Annotated in this window: 13 protein-coding genes; 3 read left to right on the plus strand and 10 right to left on the minus strand. The window is 67.8% G+C overall.

Annotated features, from left to right (window positions below; genetic code table 11):
- Window positions 1-7: 7 nt before the first annotated feature.
- Genes traB through AB0Q90_RS30910 form a run of 7 tightly spaced genes read right to left on the minus strand, consistent with a single transcriptional unit; the run spans window position 8 to window position 5,099 of the window.
- Window positions 8-2,059, minus strand: coding sequence for a plasmid transfer protein TraB (traB, locus tag AB0Q90_RS30880; RefSeq protein ID WP_363163319.1), 2,052 nt, complete (start codon window positions 2,057-2,059; stop codon window positions 8-10).
- Between the two features lie 51 nt (window positions 2,060-2,110).
- A complete protein-coding gene (traA, locus tag AB0Q90_RS30885; RefSeq protein ID WP_363163266.1) occupies window positions 2,111-2,641 on the minus strand; it encodes a plasmid transfer protein TraA in 531 nt (176 codons plus the stop codon).
- A gap of 19 nt (window positions 2,642-2,660) precedes the next feature.
- Window positions 2,661-3,161 carry a hypothetical protein gene (locus tag AB0Q90_RS30890; RefSeq protein WP_363163267.1) on the minus strand — a complete coding sequence of 167 codons (501 nt, stop codon included), beginning with the start codon at window positions 3,159-3,161 and terminating at the stop codon, window positions 2,661-2,663.
- A gap of 30 nt (window positions 3,162-3,191) precedes the next feature.
- The gene (locus AB0Q90_RS30895; RefSeq protein WP_363163268.1) at window positions 3,192-3,575 is read right to left on the minus strand and encodes an RRQRL motif-containing zinc-binding protein; all 384 of its coding nucleotides are present in this window, start codon (window positions 3,573-3,575) and stop codon (window positions 3,192-3,194) included.
- Window positions 3,576-3,592: 17 nt separating this feature from the next.
- A complete protein-coding gene (locus AB0Q90_RS30900) occupies window positions 3,593-4,438 on the minus strand; it encodes a DUF2637 domain-containing protein (RefSeq protein ID WP_363163320.1) in 846 nt (281 codons plus the stop codon).
- A gap of 41 nt (window positions 4,439-4,479) precedes the next feature.
- Window positions 4,480-4,812 (minus strand): hypothetical protein, encoded by a 333-nt coding sequence (locus tag AB0Q90_RS30905; protein WP_363163269.1) that lies wholly within the window; start codon window positions 4,810-4,812, stop codon window positions 4,480-4,482.
- Entirely contained in the window at window positions 4,809-5,099 is a 291-nt protein-coding gene (locus tag AB0Q90_RS30910; protein WP_363163270.1) for a hypothetical protein, read from the minus strand. The genes AB0Q90_RS30905 and AB0Q90_RS30910 overlap by 4 nt, the downstream gene beginning before the upstream one ends.
- A gap of 678 nt (window positions 5,100-5,777) precedes the next feature.
- On the opposite strand from AB0Q90_RS30910, the gene AB0Q90_RS30915 reads away from it, so the two are divergent.
- A complete protein-coding gene (locus AB0Q90_RS30915) occupies window positions 5,778-6,536 on the plus strand; it encodes a helix-turn-helix transcriptional regulator (protein ID WP_363163271.1) in 759 nt (252 codons plus the stop codon).
- A gap of 2 nt (window positions 6,537-6,538) precedes the next feature.
- The gene (locus AB0Q90_RS30920; protein WP_363163272.1) at window positions 6,539-7,012 is read left to right on the plus strand and encodes an NUDIX domain-containing protein; all 474 of its coding nucleotides are present in this window, start codon (window positions 6,539-6,541) and stop codon (window positions 7,010-7,012) included.
- Here AB0Q90_RS30920 and AB0Q90_RS30925 read toward each other — a convergent pair.
- From AB0Q90_RS30925 to AB0Q90_RS30935, 3 genes are all read right to left on the minus strand, one after another.
- Entirely contained in the window at window positions 7,000-7,566 is a 567-nt protein-coding gene (locus tag AB0Q90_RS30925) for an HD domain-containing protein (protein WP_363163273.1), read from the minus strand. The two genes, AB0Q90_RS30920 and AB0Q90_RS30925, sit on opposite strands and share 13 nt — an antisense overlap.
- Window position 7,567: 1 nt before the next feature.
- A complete protein-coding gene (locus AB0Q90_RS30930; protein WP_363163274.1) occupies window positions 7,568-8,029 on the minus strand; it encodes a GntR family transcriptional regulator in 462 nt (153 codons plus the stop codon).
- Window positions 8,030-8,219: 190 nt separating this feature from the next.
- Window positions 8,220-9,704, minus strand: coding sequence for a hypothetical protein (locus tag AB0Q90_RS30935; protein WP_363163275.1), 1,485 nt, complete (start codon window positions 9,702-9,704; stop codon window positions 8,220-8,222).
- Between the two features lie 780 nt (window positions 9,705-10,484).
- On the opposite strand from AB0Q90_RS30935, the gene AB0Q90_RS30940 reads away from it, so the two are divergent.
- On the plus strand, window positions 10,485-12,266 hold the full coding sequence (locus AB0Q90_RS30940) for a beta-ketoacyl-[acyl-carrier-protein] synthase family protein (RefSeq protein WP_363163276.1): 1,782 nt from the start codon (window positions 10,485-10,487) through the stop codon (window positions 12,264-12,266).
- Window positions 12,267-12,269: the final 3 nt, after the last annotated feature.

Genomic DNA, 12,269 nt, shown 5'->3' on the forward strand with positions numbered 1-12,269 from the left:
TCAGGTGTCAGGCGGCCGTCAGGGCGGGGACGATGCGCCACCGGCCGGTGGTGTTCGTCGCCTCCAGCCGTCCCTGGATGGCGGCTTCCTTGAGTCGCTCGGAGACCCACGGGCGGGAGAGGTGGTGCCGGTCGCACCAGTCCATGAAGTCCTTCGGGCCGACGATCATCTGACCGTCTGCCTCGAACTCCGCGAGCGCCTCGGCGAACAGCCGGCGGGCCTCCTCCGGGCCCGGCTTGCGGCCCGCCTCCTGCCCGAAGATCGGAGCGTCGTCGCCCTCCTCCACTCCGGGCAGTTCCGCCTCGGGGTCGATCCCGACGTCGTCCGGGTCGACCAGGAGTCCGCTGTCGCCCATGCCGTCGTCCTCCTCCGCGACGACGCGCAGCGCCGTCGGCTCTTCGGTGGTGCCCTTGGCGGGGGTGCGGCCGGTGTAGGCACGCCCGGCCACGGAAGCGACCGCCCCGGCGGTGACCGGGTCCGCGACCGCTCCGTTGTGCTGAGCCCACGCCGCGAGCCGCTCCATGACCGGCACGGCCCGCAGGGTGAAGCGGCGGGTACGGCCCGGCGAGGGGTAGCGCGCCTCATCAATGCCCGGCGAGACCACGTAGCAGTAGCCAGGCCGGCGGTTGCCCCACGCGCCGGGATGGGCGCCCGCGTCAATGACCGTCTCCGGCAGGGAGAAGTCCTCATCCCGCGGATCGCAGCCGAGCGCGATCACGGAGGGCAGGGAGGCGCGGGTGGAGGTGGACATCTGGTCGTACGACGGTCGCTGAAGCGACACGATCAGGCAGACACCCGCGGAGCGTGCCTCCTGCGCAATGCCAGTGAACGCGTCGTCGCCCAGCGCCCGCAGGGTGTTGGCGGCCTCCTCGAACCAGGTGACCAGGAACGGCATCCCCGCACAGCCGCACGCCCGCCCATCGCTGCGGCAGGTGTGCTCCGGGTCGTTCTGCTGCTGCGCTGCGGCGGGGACCCACTGGCGGTAGCCGTGGGCACCCAGCCAGCGGGTACGGGCGGGAATGACGGCCTCGACGGCCGCCACCATCACCTCCGTCGCGGTACCGCCCTCAGCCGCCCAGTCAACGCCCGGCAGCAACGTCCGAAAGTCCTGGAACATCTTCGGGTCGGACAGCCACAGCAGAACGTCCCGCCGGGAGAGGATCTCGGTCTGGAGATTGAGGGCGGCGTCACCCTTGCCGGAGCCGGTGCCGCCCGCGATCAGCACGTGGGTGGCGTTGCGGCCCTCCTCCGGGTCGCCGGGAAGCCACAGCAGGAGCGGGGCGCCGTCGTCGTAGCGGCCGATGACCAGCGGATCGGCGATCGACCCCCCGAGGTTAGAGGGACCCTCCCACTCGACCGTCTCGGCCAGCATGTCCTCCGGCACGATCACCAGGTCCCCGCGGCGCGCGGAGTCCGGGTCGGGCGAGTAGCGCACGGCGGACGTCGGCAGGTCCAGCGCGGATGCGATCCGCGCCAGCGCCTTGGTGACGTCGTCGTTGGTCTGCTCCCCCGGCTCCAGCGCGATCGGCGCGGTGACCCGGTTGGGCTCCACCCTCGCCGCCCCGATCTGCGCCCGCGCCAGCCCCACCTTCGCCAGCAGACCACCATCCGCGCTGCCCTCGCCGGAGCCTTCGGGGTTGTGGCGCAGCACCATGCGGACGTTCCACGACAGGGCCACCACGGGCCCGCCCATCAGGAACAGGTCGTCGACCGGCCCGGCCGTGGGCCCGGCCAGGCAGGCGGCGGTCACCCACGCGGAGCCCGCGGCCACGGTCACCGCGGAGTGCAGACGGCGCCCCTTGGTGGTGGACTTGCCCATCAGCCACGTGCCGCCACTCAGCGCCACCGACGCCAGCGTCAGCCCGACGCCGGCCGCGGCGCTCTCGCCCCACCGCCAGTTGCCCAGCGCCCCGACAAGACCGGTCCCCGTCCAGCCGAGCCACGGCGGCAGGTGCGGCTTGGCCCGGTGCAGCAGGTACGCCCCGACGCCGCCGCCCGAGTCGCGCGGGTAGAGCGGCTCGTCGTAGGTGGCCACGAGCCCGCCTCCCAAGTGGTCCATGCGGGTACGGGTGCGCAGAGGCCTTCTCTGTTCCGCCATGGCTGTACCTCCTTACTGCTGGGCCCAGTTCATGACCGGCTGCGCCGGTTTGCGGGCACGGTGACGGACGCGGTTGATCTCTTCCTCGAACTCCTGCTGGAAGGTCGCGTAGCAGGCGGCGGCGTTCTTCGCCGCGCTGCGCAGCGCGGCCTCGGCCCGGCGCAGCTTGCGGGCCACCCTCGCCGCACGCACCCGTGACCCGAACGCCTTGCCCTCGGGGTCCGGCACCGCCGCGAGCACGGCGTTGAGGATCTCGGCCGCCATGCCGACCTCAAGAGACAGCGCCACCCCGGCCGCCCGCAGCGTGTTGCAGTAGGTGCGCACCTGCGCCGGGGAGTTGAACTCCGGAGCGGGCAGCAGGGAACGGCCCTGCCCGCCGCCGACACCGACGTTCTTGGACCGGTTGATGTTGATGTTGATCGGCGGGACGAGCGAGCCCCCCAGCCCGCCGACGAAACCGCCCGCGGCGGCACCGGCGTTGGCGAACTTGTTGCCCTTGTTCGCCGCGCCGTTCCCACCGCTGTTGCGCGTGGTGCTTGCCATCAGACGATCTCCCCTCGGGTCAGTACGTGCGGCGGACGACGAGCCATGCGCTCTGGGCAACCAGCAGCATCAGCAGCCAGACCAGGGGCAGCGATCCGGCGAACGGCGAGAGCGCCGCGGCCAGCGCCACCCACACGCCGGCGAGCGTGGCCAGGACAGCCAGGCCGATGCGCCAGGCCAGCGTGGCCGCACGGGCGGGCCGACGACGCTGGATGATCGCAAGCCACAGCGCCGGGCCCGCGGCCAGCGGAGCCAGCAGCAGCCCCGACCACCAGGCCAGCAGGTGCAACACCGCGGTCACGACCAGCGCCAGCACGGCGAGACCGGTCGGGGCGAGGGCGTGACGGCCGCTCCACAGCGCCCGCCCCAGGAAGCCGAGCGCCTCCCGGGTCAGCGAGGGGCGCTCGGGGACGACGACCACAAACGGCTGAGCGGAACGGCGCCCGCGCTGACGCGGGAGCCGGACGGTGTGGACACCCGCGGCCGTCTTCACGCCACGGGAACGGGTACGACTGGACACAGCAGAACTCCCAGGGAAGTTGAAGGGGATTCAGGCGGCGCGCTGTTCGTCGTCGGGGTAGGCGCAGGGCACGCACACCCCGAGTGAGGCGGGGATGACGTAGCCCGCGTCCGTGCGGCACAGCGGGCAGGTGCGACGTGCGGTGTTCGCCTTGGCCAGCGCGGCGCGCTTGGCCGACGTCATCGGCCGAACGGGCTTGGCCCGGTCAAGTCGGTAGAGGTAGGCGACCAGCGGGCCGCGCCGGTAGCGCGGGCGCAGGACCTGCGCGGCCACCGGCTGTCCGCCGGGGCGCAGGCCGCGGGCCCGTAACTGGCGGCGGGTGGCGTAGCCGTCGGGGGCACAGCGCCACGGGAACGTCGGGATCCCGTGGCGGGCGCCGTTGGGGTCGAAGCACTTGGCAAACGCGAGCGACATGACCGCGCCCCTCCCGCTCAACCCGCAAGCGCGGTGGGGAAGTCGGCCAGGTACGGCTCACGGGCCTTAACCCGGCTGCGCGCGGTGCGGGCCGTCGACTCCGACGCCCCCAGCCCCGCCCCGGCCATCGCCATCGTCATGCGGGTGGTGCTCGGCTGCGTGAAGTCAGTCCCGTACAGCGCCCGCACCAACTGATCCACCCGGTTCGGGTAGACGACCGGCATGCACAGATCGACGGGCGTCGACGCCGGGACGACGGACACCGGCTCCGCGGTGACGGGCGCCGACGCAGCCTCAACAACCAACGGCTCCTGCCCGGTGGAAGCCACCGGATCCAGCACGGGCAGTGTGGTCGCGGGCGGTGCGGGGTGCGAGGCGTCGACGCTGGCCTTGACGGGCGTCGACGGTGCTTCGACGCCCGTCGACGGGGCGTTGACGCCCGTCATCGTCCGGCGGGTGAGGTAGGTGTGCACCTGCCGCATCAGGGCGCCGAACGCCAGCAGGGCGGCCACCGGCGGGACCGCGGCGACCACGTAGTCGAGGGCGTTGGCGTCCTGTCCGACTCCGGCCACGTTCAGCGCGATGGAGGCGCCGTCCCCGGCGGTGACCAGGGCGATTGCCCACCAGTCGACGCGGTGGGCGAGCGAGGCCCGCAGTATCAGCAGCTCACCGATCACGATGAACAGATCCACCGTGGCGGGCCAGGCCCACGAGCGGGCCACCGCCTCCTGCATGCCGTGCCGGGCGGCCACCTCCTGCAAATGCTCGTAGGAGAGCCAGAACGCCACCGCGGTCAGCACCACCGTGAGCACCGCCGCGAGAGCCGTGATCGCACGGTCCACACTGACGGGCGTCGACGGCATCTCGACGGGCGTCAACGCGGCGTCGACGCGAGCCGGGGCGTTCATGCTGCACCCGCTTCCGCAGGCACGTTGGCGGCCACATCGCCGTAGCCGACCAGTTCCAGATCGGCGCCTGCAAAGGTGACGGTGCTGCGCAGGACACCCGTGCGGCCGTCACCCTGCACGTGGTAGTCCACGTTGCCGGGAGCGACACCCAGCGCCTCGCGCCAGGCCTCGAAGTCGGACAGGCCGGAGTGGAGCGCCAGTTCCAACTGGTCCGGGTAGATGGGCGAGATGCTCACGGTCGGCGCCGGCAGGTGCCCGAAGTCGACGGCCAGCAGGCGCAGGGCGCGCATCGGCGCGGCCAAGTCGTCCAGCGTCCGGTTCCCGCTCACGCGGCCACCCCCGTCCGCAGTCCGCGGCGCCGGGCGGCGTTCGGCGTGGGCAGCGGCGCCAGGCGCAGCAGGCCCGCCTCATCCAGCGTCCGCGCGGCCACCTGCACCGCGCGGTCGGCAAGCTCGGGGCAGTCCGCGAGGATGTCGCGGGCCGCATCCAGCCGGGCGGCCCGCTCCTCCGCGCTCTCCCCCTCCACTCCGAGCCACAGCTCAACCGGGGTACCGAGGGCGAGTTCGAGGAAGTCTTCCGTCGTGTCGGCCTGATGGCCGGAGACGAAGTTACGCATGGCGTGCTCCTGAGTCGAAGGGACGGAGAGAGCCGGGGGCCGCGAGACGTTGGCGAGAGGGCGGCCGGCCCGAGAAGCGGCCAGCACCGCGAGGGCGGCGGGCCGAAGTGCCCCGGTCGGGAGTCGAACCCGAACGTGCAACCAGCGGGGCAAGGTAGAGAGAGACCGGCTTCACCGGCCCACCGCTCGCGGCGGCGGACCGGTCCCGAGCCGGAAGGTCGGGTGCGTCATCGTCACTGCTCTGACGCCAGCAGGGCGGCGCACACCAGGTGGCACCCGCCGGGTTGACCTCCCGTGAGGAAGGGATGATCCCAGCGGACGTTCTCCAGAGCCGGTGCGCGGGGAAGTGGCCGCCGGCGGCCGTCACCCGGGCCGCCGCGGGGACGGGGAATCTCACCCCGTCGACTTGGCACGCTGTTGAGTTCTCAAGGCACAGGCGCTTCCTTCGAGCCCCTTTCGAGAGCTCTCCGGGCGTCGTTCGATGCAGTACCTGTTTTACAGGTACTGCATGAGGGTCCGTCAAGTGCTGCGGCGGAACCTCTTGGCTTTGCGCCGGGACTTCCTGGCGCACAATCAGAATCGCCGCAGGTCAGGGGAGTTGGTCACCCCACGCATGGACAGCTCGGGGTCATCTGGCTACCGTCAAGAGGTCCCTAGACGTCCCTCGAAGGGGTGTGGATGTCCAACGAACGGTTGCGATCGGCCCTGTTAGCCCGAGGCATGACCGTCAAGAGCCTCGCCGATGAGCTTGAGGTCAGCCCTAAGACCGTCGAACGCTGGATCACGCAGGGCAAGGTGCCGTACCGGCGCCACCAATACGCCGCGGCTTCCCTGTTGAACGTCGACGTGACGACTCTGTGGGATGACACTCGCTCGCTCGACAGCGCAACTGACCTGAGCAAAGCGGAGATCGTCACTATCTATCCGCACCGGCACATGGTGCCGACCGGACTCTGGCGCGAGATGTACGGGCGGGCGAAGCTGCGTCTCGACATCCTGGTCTACGCAGGACTGTGGCTGTCGGAAGATCCGCAGTTCATCGAGCTACTGAAAGCAAAGGCTGAGGAGACCGCCCAGATCCGAGTTCTGCTCGGTGACCCTGCCTGCCCGGCAGTCCAACAGCGCGGGATTGATGAAGGTCACCGGATCATGGATGGCAAGATCCGCAACGCCTTGATGAACTATCGCCCGCTCTTCACAAGCCACCCGGACATCCACTTCCGGCTGCACAACGCAACGCTCTACAACTCGCTCTTCCGAGCGGATGACGAGATGCTGGTGAACACCCACGTCTACGGCATCGGCGCGTACATGGCTCCTGTCCTCCACCTGCGACGACTGCCCGGGGGCGGACTCTTTGACACCTACGCGAATAGCATCGAACAGACCTGGGGAGGCGCGCGCCAGGTGACGGACCACGACATCACGGGAGCCTGAACATGGGACGCATCGACTACCTGCACGATCCCGATGCCCCGCCGGCCAATTCCGTGGTGCCGTCCGTGGTCGCGTTCGTCCAGAACGACGCTGGACAAGTGCTGATGATCCAACGCTCCGACAACGCTCGTTGGGCTCTGCCCGGCGGTGGCCACGACGTGGGCGAGTCGATCAGCGACACCGTGGTGCGTGAGGTCTGGGAAGAGACCGGCATCAAGGCCGAGGTCGTCGACATGTCCGGGATCTACACCGACCCGGGGCACGTCATGCAGTACGACGATGGAGAAGTCCGCCAGCAGTTCAGCATCTGCTTCCGAGCCCGCCCCATCGGCGGCGAGCTGCGTACGAGCAACGAGACGACGCAGGTCCGTTGGGTTGACCCAACGGACCTACGGGAGTTGGACGTTCACCCCACGATGCGGCTCCGCATCGAGCACGCCATGGACCGGGCCCGGGCGACGCCCTACATCGGCTGACGCTTGGCGTCGGCAACCCTTTCGAGCACCCGAGCCGTGCACGCCAGGATCTCGGGCTCAGCGCGACGGATGAACGTCCCGATCAGGCTGTCGGGGCCGTAGCGGCCGGCAATCTCGTTGATCCGGTCCACGGGATTCGTGGCGGTACCGTCGGGCGTGGTGTTCATGTCGCAGTAGCAGAGCGCGTCATTCAGGTGTGCGCTCTCGCGCGGGAACTCCCCTTCCAGTTCCTCGCGCAGGCCGCGCGCTTCCGCCTCCATCCATGCGCAGGAGTGGTGAGCCACCAGGTGCACGACTCGTTCGTCGGCGTTGGCGACGTCCCGGAGATAGCGGGCGCCATCGAGGGGATGAAAGCCGGTCTTGGCAAGGTCGGGCGCGTAGCCGATGTCATGAAGGACTGCCGCGGCTTCCATCAACTCGGCATTCTCTCCGAGGATGAGCGCGATGGATCGCGCCCGCTCAGCGACACCCAAGCAGTGCTGCCACCGCCGCGGTAGCGGCTCAGCGAGCAGGGATTCCGCGAGCGGATAGGCCCACTCCGTCAACGTCGACAAGCTACGAACGCTCCTCTCGGTTCGGCAAGGTGCGGACTGTCCGCACCTTGCCCTGACCTTCACTCGCCAGCACGCCGGCGGCCTCCAACTTGTCGAGCGCCTTGGTCACCGTAGGACGGGAGACTCCGAACCTGCCCATCAGATCTGACGCGCTCAGGAAGTCTGCACCCACCTTGAACCCCTCGGTGGGGATGATCTCAGCGATCCGCTCATCCAGCGGGCGTCGGTCGACCTGCTCGCCTTCACGCATGACGCGCCAACGACCGCCACGCACCGGCTCAGCGACGCCTTCCTCTTGCAGCGCCTTGAATGCACGGAGGACAACCCCGCGCGAGACGTCATGGTCCCGCATGAGATCAGCGACAGGCGGAAGATGCGCCATCTGCGGGTTTGCCTCGATCTGCCCCTTCACCACCTGCGCAATCTGCAAGAAGGTACCCCGAGGGCTGGCCTGCTGCGACACTCGCTCTCCCCTCTCTCGCTCGCCGTTCTAGCACAAGCCTCGCACGCGACGATCCGACAGAGGCGGGAGCTGGCTGAACGCCGGGCATCCGCAGATGCCGACTCTCCCTGGAGTCATCACTGAAGCCCCTTGAAGAATCAATACAGAAAGAATCTCAACTTTTCATTGCACCTACTTCACCTTATCGCTTTTACCCTCCTTGCTTCAATGAGACATAAGAGACCCACAGGGCAACTAGCGAAACCAGCAACGACGCAATTGTCAAGAAGAAAACTCTACCTTGAAGTCGAATATTGTAAGCCGCGTTGGTCAATTCAGCCGCCGTAGATGCCACCTCTCGGAGATGCTGCTCCGCCTCCGTGATTCGCCTCGCCTCGGCAAGCTGCTCACTTTTCCACAGCTCGTCGAGATCTACCGGGTTTGCATTCAAGCCGGGAGGCACAAAATGCGCGAAGGTGGGAAGTTCCCAATCCCAGTTGCGGCTATCCGCAAACTTAATCGCCTCCATCACCGTCAGGTTCGAGTCGACGCCAGTCTGAAGTAGCTCATCCCTCAATTCAATGAAGTCGCCGAAGGAGGCCTTCTCAACAGCTTGAGTAACATCATCCCGAACACGATTAAACCGGCGGCCGGATCTAACAACAAGACAACTTAGCGCCCATCGAATAGCAAGCTGCGAAACCAGCCACCGAACATGGTGCAGGGTGTCACCCGGTGGCAGGCTTGAACCACCGACGAGGTCTCGCTCATTCGCCGCCAGAACCAAAACATCAGGCGATGCGGTTCCCTTCTTGAACCATCCATCCTTATGGCGAGCACGAAGGCTCGGAAAATCCTCAGACTTCCAGTACGATCCGAAATCGTACGAAAGCCCTAGAGTGCGGAGGGATCGACTTTCAACGCCACGAGGCGTTGTTTCATCCCATGGAATGAAACCAGTCGTTTGAAAGAGCTCAATCACAGGTAGGGACAGACTCGCTTCGCGAGCAAAGAACCCACTAAAGTGAGTCTTGACCCAGGCGCTCGCCTCTTGCGCTCGCTCTTCTCGCCACTTCGCAATCGCCTCGGATTTTTGTTGGTCAATTCCGAGCATTTCATACGCGCCCCCACGACGCCTTCCCAACTGAGCAGAATAGCGGCGATTCACCAGCTCATTAAGTTGGGAGGAAAAGTCGTCACGATACTCAAAATTCATGACCAAAACCGAGATACCCGAGCTGACGGTAGAAATTGACCCAGTCACCACCTCCACACCTTGGGGAAGTTCCTCAGTGATTTTATCTGGGAGCAGACGCCTACAGTCCGGGCTAGCAAAAGTAGGGATGGCCGTCCACGCAATTCCGTTCTGCTGACGCGCCTTCGAGATCCATTCGGCATAGTCGTTGAAGGCGGAAAATCCCCGAGTTTGCTTATTTAGATCTTCCAAGTCTCGCGCAAGGGCAGGGAAATCCAGAGGGGTAAAGACCTCAACTAGCCACAGATCAGTGAAATTAGCATGCCATCCGTTAGGAAATGTTGTTGACTCATTTTCGGAGTCGTCACGGCGACGCGCATGCCTGAGTCCGGCTTGGGCCGATCTCCTGTTAATCTCATGAAGCAGTGCACGCTTACCGAAGCGCGGCATACGCGGGGATCGATAGAGCTGCCAAAGTTTCTGCTCTGAGAGGATTTCCATTTCACTTCCATTGGGCCGTGAGCTTCAGGGTTCTCCCACCGCTGTGACGTGGGCATAGATGCTAAGGGATCTAGATCGATGGGCGCGAGAGGTACGCCTCGCAGCTTGGGCAAGGCCAACACGGGGACGCTGAGGTACTGGGCAATCGACACCTGCATCCGTCGAAGCGGTTCAACGCCACTGCACGCACGGTATGCGATAGAGATCAGCTTTACTGCCCTCCTGCCCTAGAGAAGACGCAGCTCAGCGACCACTTCCTCACGCTCTAGCACGCGCTCTCCGGAGCCGTGTGCGCAGGTTCGAATCCTGCCGGGGGCACTCGCCGTAGATCAGCAGAAACCACGTGCTGACCTGGGCGGATGCCGATATGGAGAGGGCGGGAGTCAGTTTCACTGACTCCCGCCCCTTCTCGTCGTTCCAGGAATTCGAGTCGGCATTCGGCATACAGGTCGCCGCGGCGTTGATCGCCGAACCGCTCGTCCTCGGGCCGGACCCTTGGCCCGGCCCGGCCGGCCCTGCTGCCTCTGATCATGCTGGCGCCGCCTGTCCGGCCGGAGTGGCACAGCGCCGTCCGCTCAGCCCGGCAGGCGTGTCGGTGGCGCGTATGGGCGCGTGACGGCCCCCACGGGGATTCGGGGGCGTCGGCGCCGAACTTCCCTTTCTGGCAAGGAAGTTGGCGAGGATTTGCATTCGTGGGTCGTTTTCGGGCGGTAAGGGCAAGGGAAGGTTATCGGTTCAACCATGGCCTCCCGGGCCTGCGTCCACAGGAAGTGTGCGGGTATGCCCAGTTCGTCGCAGCCGTCAGATGTCCCCATACGTCCCTGCTCCGTCAGCGTTGCCGAGGTCATACCCGGTGATCTTGTCGCCCTGACGTCGGAGGACGTCGGTCGGCGGCGGTGGTACGTCGTGATGCACACGCTTCCCGAGTCGCCTGAGGCGATTCGGGTGACGTTGCGGCCGCCGCTCGGGGGTGTGGATCGGGATCAACTGCTGGGGCGGGAACGGGAGGTGGTCGTCGCGTGTCGGCGTATGGACGTCGACGGGGTGCCGTTCGTGTCGTCGGTGAGTCTCGATGACGTGGAGTTCCGGGACGGGGACCTCGTGACCTCCTTGCGGGCCGTGGATCCGCAGGCCGTCGAGGTGACGTACGTGCGGCGGTGGGGCGGCTGGCATCGGCGGGAGCAGCTGGACGACGGGGCCGGTGAGGCGGTGTCCGACGCCGTTGTGCGGGGCTGGGCCGCCGGAGCCGATCGGGACGGGATCGTCGTACGGCATCTGCCGCGGCCCGTGCGGGAGGCCGTCGTCGGTGGGGTGCGGCGTGTTGTCGTGACCGGGCTCGGGGCCGTCTCGCCTCTGGGTGTGGGCGTCGGTGAGTTGTGGCGGGGGTTGGTTGAAGGGCGCCACGGGATACGGGAGTTGGAGGGGGAGGAATTCGGCGCGCTGCCGGTTCGGGTTGCCGGGGTTGTGCCCGTGGATGTCGGGGAGTTGTTGCCCCGGGCCGTTGGCCGGCGTATGAATCGGGCCGCTCAATTCGCCGTGCTCGCCGCGCGCGAGGCCTGGGGCGATGCCGGGTTCGTGGCGGGCGGGACTCGGGAGAGCGGGCTCGATCCGGAGCGGGTGGGGGTCAGTCTCGGGGCGATTCTCGGGGACGCCTCCGTGCTCGTGGGCGGGGACCGCAAGTTACGGGAGAAGGGGCCGCGCGCGGTCTCGCCGCTCACCACGCCCATGACCGTGCCGTCGCAGGCCGCCTCCCAGGTCTCCCTCGACCTGCACATCACCGGCGAGGCGCGGACCGTGACCAGCGCGTGCGCCTCCGGCACCGAGGCGATCGGACAGGCCGTCGACCGCATTCGGTACGGCCGTGTCGACGTCGCCCTCGCCGGCGGCGCGGAAGCCGTCGTCACGCCGGCGATCATGGCGTCCTTCGCCGCCATGCGGGCCTTGTCCACGGCGGGGCTCGACGAGGGGTCGCCGTCGCGGCCGTTCGCGAAGGCTCGGGACGGGTTCGTGAACGGGGAAGGGGCGGGGGTGCTCGTCCTGGAGGCCGAGGAGCATGCCCGGGCCCGGGGCGCGCGGATCTACTGCGAAGCCGCGGGGTGGGGGCTGTCCGCCGACGCCCACCACATGGCCGCGCCCGATCCGTCCGGGAGCGGGATCGCTCTCGCACTGCGGCGGGCCGTGCGGGACGCCGGCGGGCATGTCGTGGACGTCGTCCATGTCAATGCGCATGCCACTGCCACGGTGGACGGTGATCTCGCCGAGGCCGGCGCCCTGCGGGCGGTGCTCGGGCGGCGGTCCGTGCCCGTGACCGCGCTCAAGGGGCACCTCGGGCATCTTCAGGGGGCCGCGGGTGGGGTCGAGGCCGTGGCCACGGCGCTGACGCTGCATCACGGGGTCGTGCCGCCGACCGTCGGGTGCGACGAGGTCGACGACGCGATCGGGCTGGACGTGGTGCGGGGTACGGCCCGGGCGTTGCCGGAGGACGGGGATCTTGCGCTCAGCAACTCGTTCGGGTTCGGGGGGCACAACGCCGTGTTGGCGCTGAGGCGGGTCGTGCGGTAGGGC

The organism is Streptomyces sp. NPDC079141, assembly GCF_040686775.1.
In the GTDB taxonomy this organism is placed as follows: domain Bacteria; phylum Actinomycetota; class Actinomycetes; order Streptomycetales; family Streptomycetaceae; genus Streptomyces.

Bases quoted from the DNA above. Each gene is read 5' to 3' on its own strand.
- AB0Q90_RS30920 (WP_363163272.1), top strand. From the start codon at position 6,539: ATGGGACGCATCGACTACCTGCACGATCCCGATGCCCCGCCGGCCAAT.
- AB0Q90_RS30900 (WP_363163320.1), bottom strand. From the start codon at position 4,438: ATGCCGTCGACGCCCGTCAGTGTGGACCGTGCGATCACGGCTCTCGCG.
- AB0Q90_RS30935 (WP_363163275.1), bottom strand. From the start codon at position 9,704: ATGGAAATCCTCTCAGAGCAGAAACTTTGGCAGCTCTATCGATCCCCG.
- traB (WP_363163319.1), bottom strand. From the start codon at position 2,059: ATGGACCACTTGGGAGGCGGGCTCGTGGCCACCTACGACGAGCCGCTC.
- AB0Q90_RS30895 (WP_363163268.1), bottom strand. From the start codon at position 3,575: ATGTCGCTCGCGTTTGCCAAGTGCTTCGACCCCAACGGCGCCCGCCAC.
- AB0Q90_RS30910 (WP_363163270.1), bottom strand. From the start codon at position 5,099: ATGCGTAACTTCGTCTCCGGCCATCAGGCCGACACGACGGAAGACTTC.
- AB0Q90_RS30940 (WP_363163276.1), top strand. From the start codon at position 10,485: ATGCCCAGTTCGTCGCAGCCGTCAGATGTCCCCATACGTCCCTGCTCC.
- AB0Q90_RS30915 (WP_363163271.1), top strand. From the start codon at position 5,778: ATGTCCAACGAACGGTTGCGATCGGCCCTGTTAGCCCGAGGCATGACC.
- traA (WP_363163266.1), bottom strand. From the start codon at position 2,641: ATGGCAAGCACCACGCGCAACAGCGGTGGGAACGGCGCGGCGAACAAG.